The following is a 15,794-nucleotide window of genomic DNA, read 5'->3' as shown; positions in this document are numbered from 1 at the left end:
TTGCGCTCTCTGCGGCAAGTAGGTTATTTCTTGGGAATCCCGCTGAAAGATCGCCGAACCCGGCGAGGTTCGACCAGCCCCAGCCGAACAGGAGGACCGCCGGTGAGTCATGCGACGGCGCGCACGCGGGTACTCGGCGTCAACCCGCTCGGACGGCCCGATCCGGGGCTGGCGGCCGCCGTCGCCAGGGGCGGCGGCCTCGGGATCGTGGAGATCGGGTCCACAGTAGACGGACGTTTCCCGTTCGGTGTCCGGATCCCGGCCGGTCGCACCGTGCGGGACGAAGAAGTGCGGGAAAGCGGCGCGGGGCTCGTGCTGCTGGCCGAGGGGGCGGTCTGGCGGGGCAGGGCCGGCCTCCCCGTGCTGGCCGAGGTGACCGGTGTCGACCAGGCCGTCCGCATGCTCGACGCCGGCGCCTCCGGTCTGGTGGCGAAGGGAGCCGAAGCGGGCGGCTCCGATCTCACCACGTTCGTCCTGCTGCAGCGGTTGCTGGAGCGGTTCGGCGAGGACGTCCCCGTGTGGGCGTACGGGGGCATCGGGCCGCGCACGGCGGTGGCCGCGATCGCGGGCGGCGCGGCGGGCGTGGTGCTCGACGGGCTCGGCCTGTTCCCCGACGCCGACGTACCCGCGGCGGCCCGGACCGAGCTCGCCAGGGCGGACGACGGGCTCAGCGCGTTGCTCGCGAAACGCTTCGAGGACGCGGAAAGCGCTGTCCGCTCGGTCGTGCGTTCGCTCGCGGCGCCGTCGGCGATTTCCTCGGACCAGGGCGCACGGCTGTGCCGCACGTTGGGGACCCGGCTGCCGGTCGTGCAGGGGCCGATGACGCGGGTGAGCGACCAGCCCGGTTTCGCCGCCGCGGTCGCCGCGCACGACGGCTTCCCGTTCGTCGCGGTGGCCACCGCGAACGGCGCCAAGACCGCCGAACTGCTCGCCCGCACCGCCGAAGCGCTCGGTGAACGGCCGTGGGGAGCGGGCATCCTCGGGTTCGTCCCGGAGGCCCTGCGCACCGAGCAGCTCGCGGCGATCCGGGCCGCGCGCCCGCGCTGCGTGCTGATCGCGGGCGGGAAACCCGCACAGGCCAAGGCGCTGGAGGCCGAGGGCATCGCGACCTTCCTCCACGTGCCGTCGCCGATCCTGCTGCGTCAGTTCCTCGACGCCGGGATCCGCCGGTTCGTCTTCGAGGGCGCCGAATGCGGCGGGCATATCGGCCCGCGGTCGAGTTTCGTGCTGTGGGAGCAGCAGCTGGACGTCCTGCGCGAACACGGCGCCGACGACGTCGAGGTCCTGTTCGCGGGCGGGATCCACGACGCCCGCTCCGCCGCCATGGTCTCGGCGATGGCGGAGCCCCTGAGCGGCGGAGTCGGCGTCCTGATGGGCACCGCGTACCTGTTCACCGAAGAAGCCGTGACCCACGGCGCCATCACCGAAACGTTCCAGGATCGCGTGCTCGACGCCGGGTCCACGGTCACCCTGGAGACCGCGCCCGGCCATCTCACCCGCTGCCTGCCCAGTCCGTACACCGACGAGTTCGCCGCGCTGAAGGTCGGGCTCCGCGCGGACGGCGTCCCACCGCAGGAGACGTGGCAACGGCTGGAGGAGCTGAACACCGGACGGCTGCGGATCGCCAGCAAGGGAATCAAACGGGAGGGCGACGCGCTCGTCGAGGTCGACACGCTCGGCCAGCTCGCCGAGGGGATGTACATGGCGGGACAGGTGACCGTCCTGCGCGAGGACCGCACCGACATCGCCGCCCTGCACCGGGAAGTCACCGAAGGCGCGGCGGAGCTGCTCGCCGCCCGCGTTCGCGCCGAAGAGTCCGTTGTGGACAGTGACATCGCGATCGTCGGAATGGCGTGCGTGTTCCCCGGCGCACCCGACCTCCCGGCCTTCTGGTCGAACATCCTGCACGGCGCGGACGCCGTCACCGAGGTGCCGGATCAGCGCTGGGACAAGGAGGTCTACGCCGACCAGTCGACGTCGAAATGGGGCGGCTTCCTGCCTCCGGTGGACTTCGACCCGCTCGCGTACGGCATCCCGCCCAAGTCGATGGGCAGTATCGACCCGGCCCAGCTGGTCTCCCTGCAGACGGCGCGGCGAGCCCTCGAAGACGCGGGCTACGGCGAAGGTGGCTTCGACCGCGAGCGCACCAGCGTCATCTTCGGCGCCGAGGCCGGGGGAGACCTGGCCAACGCCGGTGTCCTGCGCGCGCTGCTCCCCAGCTACCTCGAAGACGTCCCGGAGGAGCTCCTCGCGCAGTTGCCGGAACTGACCGAGGACTCGTTCCCCGGCACGCTCGCCAACGTCATCTCCGGCCGGATCGCCAACCGGCTCGACCTCGGCGGCACCAACTACACCGTGGACGCCGCGTGCGGCTCGTCGCTGGCCGCGCTCGACCTCGCGGTGAAGGAACTCCGGGCGGGCACGAGCTCGATGGTCCTGTGTGGCGCCGTCGACCTGCACAACGGGGTCAACGACTACCTCATGTTCACCTCGGCCGGTGCGCTGTCGCCGACCGGGCGATGCCGTCCGTTCGACGCGTCGGCGGACGGGATCGCGCTCGGCGAGGGCGTCGCGTGCCTCGTGCTCAAGCGGCGGTCCGACGCCGAACGCGACGGCGACCGGGTGTATGCCGTGGTCAAGGGTGTCGGCGCAGCCAGCGACGGCAAGGCGCTCGGCCTCACCGCGCCGCGCCCCGAGGGGCAGCGGCGGGCCCTGGAGCGGGCCTATCGCGACGCCGGGGTGTCGCCGGCGGACGTCTCGCTGGTGGAGGCGCACGGCACCGGCACGGTCGTCGGCGACGCCACGGAACTGACCACGCTCACCGAGTTCTTCCTCGCCGCGGGTGCCGGGCCGGGCACCTGCGCGCTGGGTTCGGTGAAGAGCCAGATCGGGCACACGAAATGCGCCGCGGGGCTGGCGGGCCTGATGAAGGCGGCGCTGGCGCTGTGGCACGAGGTCGTGCCGCCCACGCTGCACCTGAGCAGGCCGAACCCCGCCTGGGACGCCGAGAGCAGTCCCTTCACCTTCTCCACCGGAGCCCGGCCGACGCCGGTGCCGCGCGGCCGAGAGTTCGCCGGAGTGAGCGCGTTCGGGTTCGGTGGGACCAACTTCCACGCGGTGCTCGCCGCCCCGGGGATCCCGCCGGGACGGCGGCACGGCCCGCGCGACTGGGACGCCGAGCTGCTCCTGCTTCGCGGCGCCGACGTGGAGTCCGCTCGTGCCGCGCTGCGGGATCTGCTGGCGGCCAACGAAGGACGTCCGCTGCGGGAGATCGCCGCCCTCGCCGCCGAACGAGGCGGATCTGAGCCCGTGCGGCTCGCGATCGTCGCGAGCGATCTCGCCGAACTGCGGGAGGCCGCCGCGAACGGTGGGATCGTCGCGGACGACACCGAAGCGGGTGCGGTCGCGTTCCTGTTCCCCGGTCAGGGCAGCCAGCGGACGGGGATGCTGGCGGAGCTGTTCGTGCACTTCCCCGAACTGGCGGACGTCCTGGGGCTCGCTCCCGACGTCGCCGCGACCACGTTCCCGCCGCGCGCCTTCACCGAGGAAGCCCGTACCGCGCAGGATGAGGCGCTCAAGGACACGCGGGTCGCGCAGCCCGCGCTCGGCCTCGTCGAATCGGCGGTCTGCCGGTTGCTCGCCGACCTCGGCGTCCGGCCGGATCTGCTGGCGGGGCACAGCTACGGCGAACTGACCGCGCTGTCGGTGGCGGGCGCGTTCGACACCGCGACGTTGGTGGCGCTCAGCCGGGCCAGGGCCCGCTCCATCGCCGAAGTCGCGGGCGCCGACCCGGGCGCGATGGCCGCGGTCAAGACGTCCCGTGAGGAACTGGCCGCCGCCCTCGACCACCCGGATGTCGTACTGGCCAACCACAACGCACCCGGTCAGACCGTCCTTTCCGGACCGACGGCCGCCATCGAAGAGGCGGTCCGCGACCTGCGGGCACAGGGGATCGGCGCCAAACGCATCCCGGTCGCGTGCGCGTTCCACAGTCCGCTGGTGGCCGGGGCGAGCGACGTGTTCGCCGTCGACCTCGACAACGCCGAGATCGGCGAGCCGGGGGCGCCGGTGTGGTCTAACCGCACCGCGCGGCCGTACGAAGCCGGCGCCGTGCGCACCGAACTCGCCGCGCAGATCGGCTCGCCGGTGCGCTTCGTGGAGCTGATCGAGGACATGTACGCGGCGGGCGCGCGCACGTTCGTCGAGGCGGGCCCGGGACAGGTGCTTTCCCGGCTGGCCAAGGAGATCCTCGGCGACCGGCCGCATACCGTGATCGCCTGCGACCCCGGCGGTCCGGGGATGCGCGGGTTCCTCACCGCGCTCGCGCGCTTGGCGGTCACTGGCGTCGATGTGCGTACCGAACGGCTCTTCCGCGGCCGTGTCCGCGTCGGCCCGCTTCCGAAACCCGCCTGGACCGTGGACGGCCAGACCGTCCGCGCGCCCGGCGGAGAGGTCCCCGCCCATGGGCTCGTGCCCGCCCGACGAATCCCGAGGACGACCATGAACCAGCCCGCGCCCGGTCGTGACCAGGCCGTCGTCGAATTCCTCCGCACCAGCCGCGAACTGCTGGCGGCGCAACGGGACGTGATGCTGGGGTACCTCGGCACCGCGCCGCTCGCCCCCGCTCCGGTGCAGGCGCCGGTCGTGCCCGCGTTGCTGCCGCCGGTCGAAGCCCCGGTCGTCGTGCCCGAGCCGGAACCGGTCGCGGAGGCCCCTGTGACGGATGTCCTCGCCACCGTGATCGGCGCGATCAGCGAACGCACCGGCTATCCGGCCGAGATGATCGACGCCGATCTGGATCTGGAAGCGGATCTCTCCATCGACTCGATCAAACGCACCGAGATCGCGGGCTCGCTGCTCGCGAAACTCGGCCTCTCCGGCCGGGTGCACGACGACGCCCAGGATCAGCTCAGCCGCGACCGGACGGCGAGCGCGCTGGCCGCGCGGCTGCGGAAGTGGCTCGAACCGGCCGCCCCGGTCACCGTGGCGGCGACGCCGGACGAGGCCCCCGCCGGAACCGCGCCAGGCCGGTACCTGCTCGATCGCGTGTCCGCGCCGCTCGGCACGCCCGACCTCGCCAAGGTGGCGGGCAAAACGGTATCGGTGAGCTTCGAGCCCGGCCAAGAGGACTTGGCCGAGTCGGTCCGCGCGGTGTTCGCCGACGCGGGTGCCCTGCCCGCCGAGCAGGAGGCCGACGTCCTCGTCGTGCTGAATCCGTTGTCGGACGCCGAAGAACCCGTCGCGGCGCAGGTGTTCGGCCTCGTCAAGAGCGCCAAGGGCGCGGTGGTCGTGGTGGCGGAGACGGGTGCCGGGCACACCGCCGGGCTGCGCGGTCTGGTCCGCGCCGCCGCGCGGGAACGGAGCGAGCCGACCAGGCTGGTCGAGCTGGAGTCCACTGTGGACCTCGGGAGGATCGTGCTGGAGGAGGCGATCGCCGACGGGCCGTCCGCCGTCCGCTACGACACGGCGGGACGCGCGGCGTTCGAGCCTTCCGCGGGCTCCCTCGGTTCTGTCGCGTATGCGGGCGCGGGTCCCGGTGGCGGAGAGGTCAAGGCGCTCGGCCTCGACGCGGATTCCGTGCTGCTGCTGATCGGCGGCGCCCGCGGGATCACCGCGCGGGCGGCGGTCGCGCTGGCGGCGAGCGGCTGCCGGATCGAGCTGGCGGGCCGCACCCCGTGGCCCGCCGAACCGGGCGATGAGGACCTGCCCGGTGACGCGCCGGCCATGCGTTCCGCGCTGGCCGCGCGGGGCGGTTCGCTCGCGGACATCGAACGCCGGGTGCGTACCGTGCTGGCCCAGCGTGAGATCGCGCGGACGCTCGACCAGATCGCCGCGGCGGGCGGTACGGCGGCGTACCGGTCGCTCGACGTGCGCGACGCCGCCGCCGTTCGGCAGGTGGTCAAGGATCTGCACACCCGCTACGGCCGCATCGACGGCGTCGTCCACGCGGCGGGGGTGATCGACGACAAGCTGATGGCCGACAAGGACGAACAGTCGTTCCGCACGGTCTACGGGACCAAAGTGGACGGTGCGCGGGCACTGCTCGACGCGCTGGAGCATTTCGGCGTGCGACCCGGTTTCGTGACCTTCTTCGGCAGCATCGCGGCGGTGCTGGGAAACCGGGGCCAGACCGACTACGCGGCGGCGAACGACGCGCTCGAAACCCTGGGTGGGCAATGGGCGGACCGCACCGGCTGCCGGGCGCTGACCGTCCATTGGGGACCATGGGCGCCCTCGGACGATCACGCGGGCATGGTGTCACCGGAGCTCGCGCGCGAATACGAGCGCCGCGAGGTGGCGCTGATCGATCCGGACGAAGGCACCGCCGCGCTCCTGCGCGAGCTGGCCTACGGCCCGGCCGACGTCCGCTCGGTGCTGTACACGGCGTCGCTGTGGTGAACCAGGAGCCGGTCGCGATCGTCGGGATGGGCGTCTTCCTTCCCGGCTCGTCCACTGTGGACGAATACTGGCAGAACATCGTTTCGGGTACCGACGCGATCACCGAGATCCCGCCGCACCGCTGGGATCCGAGCTTCCACGACGGCGACGGCCGCACGCCGGACCGCACCTACGGCAGGCGCGGCGGATTCGTCGCCGAGAGCCTGGACTTCGACGCGACGGCGCTCGGTATCGCGCCGAGCACGGTCGCCGGGATGGAGCCGGACCAGCTGGTCGCGCTGGCCGTGGCGGCCGCCGCGGTCGACGACGCGGGCGGTCTCCGGCGGCTGGGCGATCTCGAACGCGTGGGCGTCATCCTGGGCAGGGGCGGTTATCTCTCGCCGGGGCTCCAGCGGTTCGACCAGCGGGTCCGGTCGGTCCGCCAGATCACCGGCGCCGTCCGGGATCTCCTGCCGTCGGCGCGTCCGGAGATGCTCGACCGGCTCCGGGACGCGTTGCTGGAACCGCTCGGCGAGTTCCGGCCGGACACCGCGATCGGGCTGGTGCCGAACCTCGCTGCGTCGCGGGTCGCCAACCGGCTGGACTTCGGCGGGCCCGCGTACACGGTGGACGCCGCCTGCGCGTCTTCGCTGCTCGCCGTGGACCAGGCGATCGGCGAACTCGCCCGTCGCCGCTGTGACGTCGTGCTGGCCGGCGGTGTGCACCACTGCCACGACGACACGTTGTGGTCGATGTTCACGCAGCTCGGCGCCCTCTCGCCGAGCCAGCGGATCAGCCCGTTCTCGCGCGACGCGGACGGTCTCCTGATCGGCGAGGGCACCGCGATGGTCGTGCTGAAACGGTTCTACGACGCGCGTCGCGACGGCGACCGGGTCTACGCGGTGCTGCGCGGCTCGGGGACATCGAGCGATGGGAAGGGCGCGAGCCTGCTCAGCCCGGCCGTCGCGGGGCAAACGCTGGCCCTGCGGCGCGCGTGGGCCTCGGCGGGCCTCGATCCCACCGCACCCGGCGCGCTCGGTCTGCTGGAGGCGCACGGGACCGCGACCCCGACCGGGGACGCCGCCGAACTGGCCACCCTCGCCGAGGTGTTCGGCCCGCCGGACGGTCCTCGAGCGGCGATCGGCGCGGTGAAGGCGATGATCGGGCACACCATGCCGACCGCCGGCGCCGCCGGTCTGGTCAAGGTGGCGCTCGCACTGCATCACGCGGTCCTGCCACCGACGCTGAACTGCGCCGACCCGAGTCCGCTGCTGGACAAGACCCGCTTCCGTACCCTGTCCGACGCCGAGCGGTGGCGGTCGGGTGACGTCCCGCGGCGGGCGGCGGTCAACGCCTTCGGTTTCGGCGGGGTCAACGCCCACGTGGTGCTGGAGGAGGCCGACCCCGCGCCGTCGCGGCCGAGGCGGGCCAAGGTGACCGGGGAACCCGAGCGGGTCCTCCTGCTCGCGGCGCCCACGCTCGACGGATTGCGCACCCTGCTCGATCGCCCGGAACCGGAATCCGGCGGGCACGGCCCGTGCCGGATGGGGATCGTCGGGCCGACCGGGAAACGGCTCGAAGTCGCGCGGAGGGTGCTGGCGAAGATCGCGGCCGAGGGCGGTTCCTGGCACGGGCCCAACGACATCTGGTGCACGACGGCGCCCTTGCTGGAGCAGGACGGGGCGAAGACCGCGTTCGTCTACCCGGGACTCGAAGCGGACGCGGAACCGCGCTGCGCGGACGTCGCCCGGCATTTCGGCCTGGAGCGGCCGGAATGGTCGACGGCGAGTGTGCTCGCCCGCGCTTCCAGTGTGTCCCAGGTCGGGTTGCTGCTCGACACCGCGCTGCGGCGGCTCGCGATCAAACCGGATCTGCTCGCCGGGCACAGCGTCGGCGAATGGACCGCGATGCAGGCGGCGGGGATGTACCCCGGACAGTCCACAGAGGACATGTTGAACCGGTACTGGCCGCAGGGATTCACCCTGCCGGACGCCGAGTTCCTCGTGCTCGGCTGTTCGGCGGAGCGGGCCGAGGCGCTGCTCACCGCCGAGCCGGAGCTGATGATCTCCCACGAGAACGCGCCGCGGCAGACGATCGTCTGCGGTGACCCGGCCGCCGCGGCGCGGCTCGCCAAACTGTGCGCCCAGCACGGCGTCGTCGCCAGGACGCTGCCGTTCCGGTCCGGGTTCCACACCCCGCTGATGCGGTCGCGGCTCGGCCCGTTCACCCGGCTCGCGGCGGAACTGGACCTGAAGCCCCCGCGCGTCCCGGTGTGGTCGGCGACCACGGCCCGGCCGTATCCCGCGGATCCGGTCGAGGTCCGGGAGCTTTACCTGGCCCACCTGGTGCGCAAGGTCCGGTTCCGGGAACTCGTCGACGCGCTCTACGCCGACGGCGCCCGGGTCTTCGTGCAGGCGGGTGCCGGTCAGCTGGGTTCGTTCGTGTCGGACACGCTGGGCTCGCGGCCGCATCTGGTCATCCCGGCGTCCTCCGGTACGCGGGCGGGCCTCGCCCAGTTGCGGCGGGTCGCGACCGCGGTCTGGGTGGAGGGCGGGCGCCCCGCGTTCGACGCGCTGGAGCCGCGCCGGACCCGGATCGACACGGCGGGCACGCTGCTCTCGGTCGAGGGCGACGTCAAGGGCATGTTCGCGGGCGCCGGTGACCTGCCCGAACTGGCCGACGGGATCCCGGACGCGATCGTCGCGGAGTTCACCGCGCTGCTGGCCGAAACCCGGGAAGCCGCGGCGAGTGTCGCCAACGCGGCGGCAAGGCGGACGGTCGAGTCCACTGTGGACTTCTCGCTCGCGACGATGCCGTATCTGGTCGATCACCGGTTCTTCCGCCAGCGCGAGGACTGGCCGGAGGAGGCGGACTTCCGTCCCACCGTGCCCGCGACGACTCTGGTGGACCTGGCCTGCCGGGAAGCGGAACGGGCCTGGCCGGGCACGATCGCGACGGGGGTGAGCAACGCGGCGTTCTCCAGATGGCTGATCGCCGCCCCGGCGGTGCGCGTACCGCTTTCGATGACCCGCGAGGGCGACCGGATCAGTGTCCAAATCGGACCGCACGCCAGTATGGACGTCCACCTGGCGCAGCGTTATCCCACGGCTCCTCGGCCGTCTCCGCCTCCGGGTCCGGAAACGGCGCCGCCGCTGAGCGCCGCCGAGATCTACACCCGCCGCGAGATGTTCCACGGCCCCGCGTACCAGGGGCTCGACAAACTGATCGGGCTCGGCGAGCGACACATCCGCGGCGACCTCGTCGTACCGCCGGCGCCCGGCGCGCTGCTGGACAACGTCGGCCAGCTGCTGGGCTGCTGGCTGATGGCGACCAAGGCGGACGCGTTGCTGGCGTTCCCGACGTCGATGGGCCGGGTCACCTGGTTCGGGCCGGAACCGGCGCCGGGCACCAAGCTGCGCTGTGTCGTCAGGGTCCGGCTGCCGCGGCCGGACGTGCTGGAGATGGACGCGGAACTGGTGCTGGACGGCGCCGTGCTGGCCAGGATCGAACAGTGGCGGGACATCCGGTTCCCGTGCGACCGGCCCGCACACCGCGTCTACGCCTTCCCGGACCGGAATCGGCTTTCCGAGGATCACCACGGCGGCTGGACGGTGGTCACGGACCGGTGGCCGAGCCCGGCCGCACGGGACATCTACGCCGGCGTCTACCTCGGGACCGAGGAACGCGCCGAGTTCGCCGCCTGCGCGCCGCGACGGCAGCGCGGCTGGCTGCTGGAACGGATCGCGATCAAGGACGCGGTCCGCGCGAAGCTCGGCCTGGACGGCGTCTATCCGGCGGAACTCCGCGTGAGCGCCGACGGGACCAAGGTGACCGGGCAGCACGGCCTGGTCGTGCCGCCGCTGGCGGTGGCCGTCGCGTCGGCGGGCGAGGTCGCGGTCGCACTGGTGCGGGAAGAGTCCGCGACGCCTCCCCGGATCGCGGTCCGGGCCGAAGGCGAGCTGGCGGGGCTGGCCGAGGAGATCGGTATCGGGGCGGAATTCGCCGGAATCCCCGGGCACGTGGTGGCCTGGAACCGCGGGTAGGAACAGGAGCAGAGCAATGACCATCGAACAGCAGAGTCCGGCGTCGGTCTTCGGCACCGTGGCCGAGTTGCTGAAGGAACTGGTCGGGGACACCGACATCCTCGGCATCGAGATCACCCCGCAGACCACCTTCCACGAGGATCTCCAGCTCGAGAGCATCGATCTGGTGACCTTCGCGAGCATCCTCGCCGAGTTCTTCGGCGCGGACGTCAACCTCGCGGAGTTCCTGGCGGAGAAGGATCTCGACGACGTGATCGAGCTGCGGGTCGGCGACATCGCCGACTACGTGGCCGCCCGCCTCGCCGAACGGGGCTGAGCCGGTGCCGACCATGACCGTCAACGGGCTGCGCACCAACGTGCAGCTCGTCCCCGGCGGGGGCACGGAGACCGTGGTGTTCCTGCACGGGATGGGCACCGACAGCCTCGCGAGTTTCTACCTCACGCTCGCCCCACCGGTCGCCGCCGCCGGGGTGGACGTGATCAGCTACGACCTGCGCGGCCACGGCAAGACCGAACGTCCCGAACGCGGGTACACGATCGCGGATTTCGTCGCCGATCTCGACGACCTGCTCGACCAGCTCGACCTCGACCGGCCCGTGCACCTGGTCGGCAACAGTTTCGGCGGCACCCTCGCCTACAGCTACGCCGTCGCGAAACCGGAACGGGTGCGCAGCATCGTGTGCATCGAGTCGGAGCCCGCCACCGAACTGTGGGCGGGCAAGATGTCGCAGATCCTCGAACACACCGTGCGGTTCTTGAAGGTCGAGGAGAGCTTCGACTGGATCGAGGCCAACTACAGCGCGCATCACCGGCGGCTGGCGAGAATGGCCGCCGAGCGGATCATGTCGACGTCGATGGCCGAGGAGGTCCCGCTCGGTCCCTTGCTGACGCTGGACCAGGTCGCGGGGATCGGCTGTCCCGTACTGTCCATTTTGGGCAGTCACGGCTACCAGGCCGACGATCTCACCGCGCTCACCTCGTTGCTGCCCCGCGGCGAGCTGCACGTGTTCGAGGGCCAAGGGCATTCGGTGCTCGTCGAGCAGCACCGCGAGGTCCGGGAGCTGCTGCTGAACTGGATCGACCGGCACGGGAGGCCACGCGGATGAGCCGGTTCCTGCTGGTCGTCCCGCCGCTCACCGGACATGTGGCGCCGTTGCGCGCGGTGGCCGCCGAGCTGGTGGGCCGCGGTCACGACGTCGCCTGGTGCGGTCCGGAACCCACGACGTCCGAACTGACCCGGGCGGGCCGGGTGTACGCGGCGGGGGACGCGCTGGAGTTCGCCGTCGAGCGACGTCCTGAGGGCCTGCGTGGGTTCGCGGCGCTGAAGTACCTGTGGGAGCAGTACCTGGTTCCGCTGGCGGACGCGATGGTCCCGGGTGTCGAGAAGGCGGTGGAGGCTTTCCGGCCCGACGTCGTGCTCGCCGACCAGCAGGCCTTCGCGGGCGCTCTCGTGGCGAGCCGCCGTTCCGTGCCGTGGGTGACGTCGGCGTCGACGTCCACCGAACTCGGCGATCCGCTGGGCGCCATGCCGAAGATCGCCGCCTGGGTGGACGGATTGCAGGAGGGCCTGCGCGCCCGGCACAAGGTGTCGTGCGGGGACCTGCGCTTCTCGCCGGACCTCATCCTCGCGTTCACCACCGTGTCCCTGACGGGCCCGATCGCCGACGTCGGCGCGGTCCGGTTCGTCGGACCCGCGCTGGCTCCCGCGCCGCCGGTGGGTTTCTCGTGGGACCGGCTCGACGGCCGCCCGCTCGTCATCGCCACCCTCGGCACCGCCAACGCCGCCCTGGGCCGCCGGTTCCTGTCCGAATGCGTCGAGGCCCTCGCCGGGATGCCGGAAGTCCAGGGCCTCGTCGTCGACCCGACCGGTGAACTGCTCAGCGACGACGTGCTGATCGTCAAGCGGATCCCGCAGGCCGAAGTGGTGCGGAAAGCGGCGGCGGTCCTCTGCCACGGCGGGCACAACACCGTCAGCGAGACCCTGGCCTCCGGCCTGCCGCTGGTCATCGCGCCGATCCGGGACGACCAGTCGATGCTGGCTCAGCAGGTCGAGGCGGCCGGTGCCGGGCTGCGTCTGCGCTTCGACCGCGTGAAGGCGCCCGACATCCGCCGCACGGTCACCGAAGTACTGACCGATCCCGCCTACGCCGCGGCGGCCGAACGGGTGCGGGCCTCGTTCGCGGCGGCCGGGGGAGTCGTGGCCGCCGCGGACCACCTCGAGTCCCTGCCGCACTGACGGCTAGCCGCATCTCGCGTGATTGAAGGCGTAACTCGCGTGATTGAAGGCGAAACTCACGAGTTACGCCTTCAATCACGTGAGTTTCGCCCCTGAACACGCGAGTGACGGGTTCGGGTCAGGTCATCGGGGTGACGTCGCGCGGGGTCCGGAAGGTGCGGGCCGCGATCCACCCACCGGCGGCCGCGGCGACGGCGGCGATCGCCAGCGACACCGGGATCGACCAGCCCGACGGCCGTCCCAGCGCGAGTGCCCGCGTCGCGTCGATCGCGTAGGTGAGCGGGTTGAGCGCCGAGACCACCCGCAGCCAGGACGGCATCGTCTCCAGCGGCATGTACGCGCTGGACGAGAACATCAGCGGGAACATCACCACGAACGACGCCATCTGCAGGGTCTCGGCCTTGCGCAGCCAGGTCGTGATGGCGACGAAGATCCAGCTCAGGCACCAGCCGACGACGAGCGTGAGCAGTAGCGCCGCGGTGATCCCGAAAACGCCGCCGGTCGGCCGGAAACCCAGCAGCACCACGCTGGCGAGCGTGGTCACCAGCAGTTGCACGCCGAGCCGGGCGGAATCCGAAATGGTGCGCGCCACCAGGACGGCGGACAGGCTGATGGGCATGCACCGCAGACGTCCGGTGAAACCGCTGTAGATCTCCGCGAGCAGGCCGGCGCCCGAACTCATCGCCGTGGTCATCGCGATGTTCACCAGCGTCGCCGGGACGAGGAAGTTCACGTATCCCTCGTACGCCGCGACTCCGGGCAGCGTGCTGACCCCGGTGAAGACCTGGCTGAACAACAGGAGCAGCACGATCGGTTGCAACAGCCCGAAGAACACCAGCCTGCGGTCGCCGAACGCCGTCTTCAGCGAGCGGACCGCGAGCACCCGGACCTGGGTGGTGAAAGTGCTCGGCGGCCAGGTCGCCGGATCGGTCAGCACCGGCTGCGACGGTGCGCGGTGCCGTGCCTCGGTCATGGCGCGGCCGCCGGATTCCGGTGCAGCGAAAGGTAGACGTCGTCGAGGGTCGGCTCGGCGACGGTGAGGTCCTTCATGGGCGCGCCCGCCGCGTCGAGCGCGCGGACCAGCACGGTGATGTCGGCGGGCCCGGACAGCGCGACACCGACCACGAGCCCTGAGGCCGACGTCGTGCAGCCCATGCCGAGCCGGTGCAGCGCGGCCAGCGCCCGGCGGGCGGCCAGGTCGGTGCCGAAGGTCAGCGTCGCGGTCCTTTCCCCGAGCCGCGCCTTCAGTTCCGACGGCCGCCCGGACACCGTGACATGCCCCAGCCCCAGCACGATTACGTGATCCGCCAGTCTGTCCGCCTCCTCGAGGTACTGCGTGGTGAGCACGACGGTGGTGCCGCGCGCGGCGAGCCGTTCGACGCCGTCCCAGAGCCCCGCCCGGCTGAGCGGGTCGAGCCCGGTGGTCGGTTCGTCGAGGAAGAGGACGTCGGGGGAGCCGACCAGGCCGGCGGCCAGATCGAGCCGCCGCCGCATCCCGCCGGAATACGTCCGTGCGGGGCGATCCGCCGCATCGTCGAGGCCGAACATGGCGAGCAGTTCGGCCGCGCGGGCCCTGGCCTGGCGCCGGTTCGCGCCCAGCAGCCTGGCGACGAGTTCGAGGTTGCCGCGGCCGGAGAGCGCGTCGTCGACCGCCGCGAACTGGCCGGTGACGCCGATCCGCCGCCGGACGTGATGCCCAGCGCGGACGACGTCGAAACCGCACACCTTCGCACTTCCGCCGGTCGGCTTGACGCGGGTGCTGAGGATGTCGATCAACGTCGTCTTGCCCGCGCCGTTGTGGCCGAGCACCGCGAGCACGGTGCCGCGGCCGACCCGGAGACTGACGCCGGCGAGGGCCGTCACTTCACCGTAGTGCTTGGCGAGGCCGGTCACCTCGATGGCAGCCTGCTCCATTCGCCGAACGTAGCGGGGTTTTCGGTACGGCCGCAATGAAAGCAAGAGGACTCAGGATGCGCGTGACAATTCCACGACCACGGCGGCTGACGGGGGTGACAAAAGTGATCACCTGCGGTCTCAAGAGCGGAAAGGACGGTTAGAACCGTCATTGACACTCATGAGACACAACGCAAAACAGTTACCGCCATAACAACCTTGGCCCCTCACCGCCGCGCCATTGTCGAATTACTTGTCTCGCCGATCTTCCGCCAGTAGCGTGCAGCCAGAGTTGGCCGTTCGGCCGGAGAAGTAGAAGTGAGGAAGCCCGAATGTCAGTGCTGACCGGGCGCGTTCCGCGCGCCTTCCCGCGCCCGGCGATGCCGGGACCGGAGGGGCTTTCCTCGGCTTCCGTCGACGGATGCGGAGCCTGACGATGGCCAATCCAGTCGCCCTGCTCGCCCGCGCGCCGGAGAAGGCCGCCGCGGGACTGCGCGAATTCGGCCGCATGTGCGCCATGGGGATCGACGTCGTCCTCGCGATGTTCCGCCGTCCCGTGCAGGTTCGCGAGTTCATCCAGCAGTTCTGGTTCATCGCGAGTGTGTCGATCACCCCCGCGATCCTCGTGTCGATTCCGTTCGGTGCGGTCATCTCGCTGCAACTGGGATCGCTCACGAGCCAGATCGGCGCGCAGCAGTTCAACGGCGCCGCGAGCGTTCTCGCGGTGGTGCAGCAGGCCAGCCCGATCGTGACCACGCTGATCATCGCGGGCGCGGGCGGGTCGGCGATCTGCGCGGATCTGGGCGCCCGCTCCATCCGCGAGGAGATCGACGCGATGGAGGTGCTCGGCGTCTCGCCGATCCACCGGCTGATCGTGCCCCGCGTGCAAGCGGCCATCGGCGTTTCGGTACTGCTGAACGGTTTGGTCAGCGTCGTCGGCGTGCTCGGCGGCTATTTCTTCAACGTCATCGTGCAGGGCGGCACCCCGGGTGCGTACCTCGCGAGCTTCAACGCGCTGGCCCAGCTGCCCGACCTCGTCGTCAGCTCGATCAAGGCGTTCATCTTCGGTTTCCTCGCCGGTGTCGTCGCGGCCTACCGGGGACTGAACCCCAGAGGCGGCCCCAAGGGGGTCGGCGACGTCGTCAACCAGTCGGTGGTGATCACGTTCCTGCTTTTGTTCTTCGTCAACACGATCCTGACCGCGCTGTACCTGCAGCTCGTCCCCGCGAAGGGAACCTGATCCC

8 protein-coding genes are annotated in these 15,794 nt (G+C 71.5%); 6 read left to right on the top strand and 2 right to left on the bottom strand.

The window, feature by feature from the left end; all coding sequences use genetic code 11:
- The first annotated feature begins 102 nt into the window (after positions 1-102).
- The 5 genes from DMC64_RS28955 to DMC64_RS28935 are packed head-to-tail and all read left to right on the top strand — an operon-like array spanning position 103 to position 12,657.
- Positions 103-6,399, top strand: coding sequence for a type I polyketide synthase (locus DMC64_RS28955; RefSeq protein ID WP_125736084.1), 6,297 nt, complete (start codon positions 103-105; stop codon positions 6,397-6,399).
- Positions 6,393-10,421 (top strand): beta-ketoacyl synthase N-terminal-like domain-containing protein, encoded by a 4,029-nt coding sequence (locus tag DMC64_RS28950; RefSeq protein WP_125736083.1) that lies wholly within the window; start codon positions 6,393-6,395, stop codon positions 10,419-10,421. Before DMC64_RS28955 ends, DMC64_RS28950 begins: the two co-directional genes overlap by 7 nt.
- 16 nt (positions 10,422-10,437) lie before the next feature.
- Positions 10,438-10,737 (top strand): phosphopantetheine-binding protein, encoded by a 300-nt coding sequence (locus tag DMC64_RS28945; protein WP_125736082.1) that lies wholly within the window; start codon positions 10,438-10,440, stop codon positions 10,735-10,737.
- Between the two features lie 4 nt (positions 10,738-10,741).
- Entirely contained in the window at positions 10,742-11,527 is a 786-nt protein-coding gene (locus DMC64_RS28940) for an alpha/beta fold hydrolase (protein WP_125736081.1), read from the top strand.
- A complete protein-coding gene (locus DMC64_RS28935; protein ID WP_125736080.1) occupies positions 11,524-12,657 on the top strand; it encodes a glycosyltransferase in 1,134 nt (377 codons plus the stop codon). The genes DMC64_RS28940 and DMC64_RS28935 overlap by 4 nt, the downstream gene beginning before the upstream one ends.
- A 118-nt stretch (positions 12,658-12,775) precedes the next feature.
- Here DMC64_RS28935 and DMC64_RS28930 read toward each other — a convergent pair whose 3' ends face one another.
- Positions 12,776-13,630 carry an ABC transporter permease gene (locus DMC64_RS28930; protein WP_037339489.1) on the bottom strand — a complete coding sequence of 285 codons (855 nt, stop codon included), beginning with the start codon at positions 13,628-13,630 and terminating at the stop codon, positions 12,776-12,778.
- Entirely contained in the window at positions 13,627-14,571 is a 945-nt protein-coding gene (locus DMC64_RS28925) for an ATP-binding cassette domain-containing protein (protein WP_125736079.1), read from the bottom strand. The genes DMC64_RS28930 and DMC64_RS28925 overlap by 4 nt, the downstream gene beginning before the upstream one ends.
- A gap of 415 nt (positions 14,572-14,986) precedes the next feature.
- Here DMC64_RS28925 and DMC64_RS28920 point away from each other — a divergent pair, with 415 nt between their 5' ends.
- Positions 14,987-15,790 (top strand): ABC transporter permease, encoded by an 804-nt coding sequence (locus tag DMC64_RS28920; protein ID WP_037340326.1) that lies wholly within the window; start codon positions 14,987-14,989, stop codon positions 15,788-15,790.
- Positions 15,791-15,794 lie beyond the last annotated feature (4 nt).

It is taken from the genome of Amycolatopsis sp. WAC 04197 (assembly GCF_003947475.1).
Taxonomy (GTDB): domain Bacteria; phylum Actinomycetota; class Actinomycetes; order Mycobacteriales; family Pseudonocardiaceae; genus Amycolatopsis; species Amycolatopsis japonica.
This window is presented reverse-complemented; position numbering and strand designations above follow the sequence as displayed.

Coding starts and splice junctions, on each gene's coding strand:
- DMC64_RS28920 (WP_037340326.1), top strand. CDS start 14,987: ATGGCCAATCCAGTCGCCCTGCTCGCCCGCGCGCCGGAGAAGGCCGCC.
- DMC64_RS28930 (WP_037339489.1), bottom strand. CDS start 13,630: ATGACCGAGGCACGGCACCGCGCACCGTCGCAGCCGGTGCTGACCGAT.
- DMC64_RS28925 (WP_125736079.1), bottom strand. CDS start 14,571: ATGGAGCAGGCTGCCATCGAGGTGACCGGCCTCGCCAAGCACTACGGT.
- DMC64_RS28935 (WP_125736080.1), top strand. CDS start 11,524: ATGAGCCGGTTCCTGCTGGTCGTCCCGCCGCTCACCGGACATGTGGCG.
- DMC64_RS28945 (WP_125736082.1), top strand. CDS start 10,438: ATGACCATCGAACAGCAGAGTCCGGCGTCGGTCTTCGGCACCGTGGCC.